Raw genomic sequence first — 1,738 nt, 5'->3', positions numbered from 1 at the left:
TAATTGGAGGAACAATTACAGAAAGATGGGGAGAATACGTTTTAGACGTTGATAGTGAATTTGCCAAAGGAACTATTACTTTTTTAACTTTTAGTTGGGGTGGAAGCTCACTTCAATACGACATTACTTTTTTAGACGATGTAACACTTGTAAAAGACGCTTCAGAATTTAACCCAATTCTTTTTAATTATACAGTAGAAGGACACAGTTATCACAGGTTTGAACTAGAAAACAAAAAGAGAAAGCTAGAGCAATACCAATCTGTTATTATTACTAGTAAAGATGGTGGATATAATTATATGTATTTACAAAAAAATATAAAACTTAAAATCCATCAGATACAAATAAATAGGGTAAAGTTTTTAAAGAAGCGTTTAAACGATGCTTCTTTATTGAATAAGAGACTTTATGAAGTTTTTCACGATCAACAGCATGAAAATGTTTTTGCTTATTTTGGAACTTATAATTTAAAATTAGCAAATCTTATAAAGCAATATAATAAGATTAAACAAAAGGGAATGATTCGTATTTTGATAAAAGAAGGTATTGTATACCAAATTTTATCAGAGCACATGTTGCAACACAATAAAGATGTTAAAAGAAAAAGAAAACCAGAAACTACCTTAACAAAAAAAGAAATTAGTTTGATTAGAAAAACAGGTCAAAAAATTCTTAATAATGTTGCAGAAGAATATAATGTAGAAGAATTAGCTAATGAAATTGGACTAACGCAGGCTAAATTGCAAGAAGGTTTTAAATTGTTGTTTTCTAGAACTGTGATAGAATATATTAGACACGTACGCTTAGAGAAAGCTCGAGATTTAATGAATTCTACCGATTATAACATCTCACAAATTGTATATTCGATAGGATTTTCAAGCAGAAGTTATTTTTCTAAAATATTTAAACGTAAATACGGAATTAGCCCCAGTGAATTTTTAAAAAACAAGCAAGAAATTAGTGCAGTTAAAATAGCTTAACAAAGAAGAAAGCAAAAAATGATAAAAGAAAAGTATGGGTGTTCTATTGAAAAATTAAAAGATTTAGACCCTAAAACCCCTATAAATTTGGTATTAAGTGGAGGTGCAGAAAAAGGAGTAGCTCACGTAGCATTACTAGAAAAGTTAGAAGAGTTACATATTAAAATCAACGCTATATCTGCCTGCAGTTCTGGTTCGTTAGTAGGATCTATGTATGCATCGGGTATGAAACCTCAAGAAATATTAAATTTTTTCAGGACTACTGAAATTTTTCAATATTCGTGGATTACAATTGCTAAACCCGGAATCTTCAATTCGTATAATTATGCTAGGCTAATTCAAGATAAAATAAAGTCAACTTTTGAAGAATTAGAAATTCCTTTAACAGTATCGACCACCAATTTGAATAAATGTGCTACACAATATTTTTATGAAGGAGAACTGTTAAAACCTGTATTGGCTTCATGTGCAGTACCTGGACTGTTCAACCCTATAAAAATAGATGACATGTTATATTCTGATGGAGGTATTATTGATAATTTTCCTACTACACCTTTTGAAAACTCAGAGTACCCAGTTATTGGAAGCTATGTAGTTTTTCCTTCAGCAAAAGAAAATAAAGAGTTAAACACAACAATTAAAGTATTGGCACATACCTCTAAATTGTTGATGTTATCATCCGAAGAATACAAGTTTTTTAGCACCTATGCAACTATTTGTTATCCGTTAGGAGAGTTTAGCGGATTCAATATTAAAGA

2 protein-coding genes are annotated in these 1,738 nt (G+C 29.9%); both read left to right on the top strand.

Annotated features, from left to right (window positions below):
• A partial coding sequence (locus tag OU788_RS12215; protein ID WP_274635421.1) for a helix-turn-helix domain-containing protein occupies positions 1 to 980 on the top strand: 980 nt, incomplete at its 5' end.
• 18 nt (positions 981 to 998) lie between these two features.
• The coding region (locus OU788_RS12210; RefSeq protein ID WP_274635420.1) for a patatin-like phospholipase family protein at positions 999 to 1,738 on the top strand (740 nt) is incomplete at its 3' end.

The organism is Tenacibaculum sp. L6, assembly GCF_028823685.1.
In the GTDB taxonomy this organism is placed as follows: domain Bacteria; phylum Bacteroidota; class Bacteroidia; order Flavobacteriales; family Flavobacteriaceae; genus Polaribacter.
This window is presented reverse-complemented; position numbering and strand designations above follow the sequence as displayed.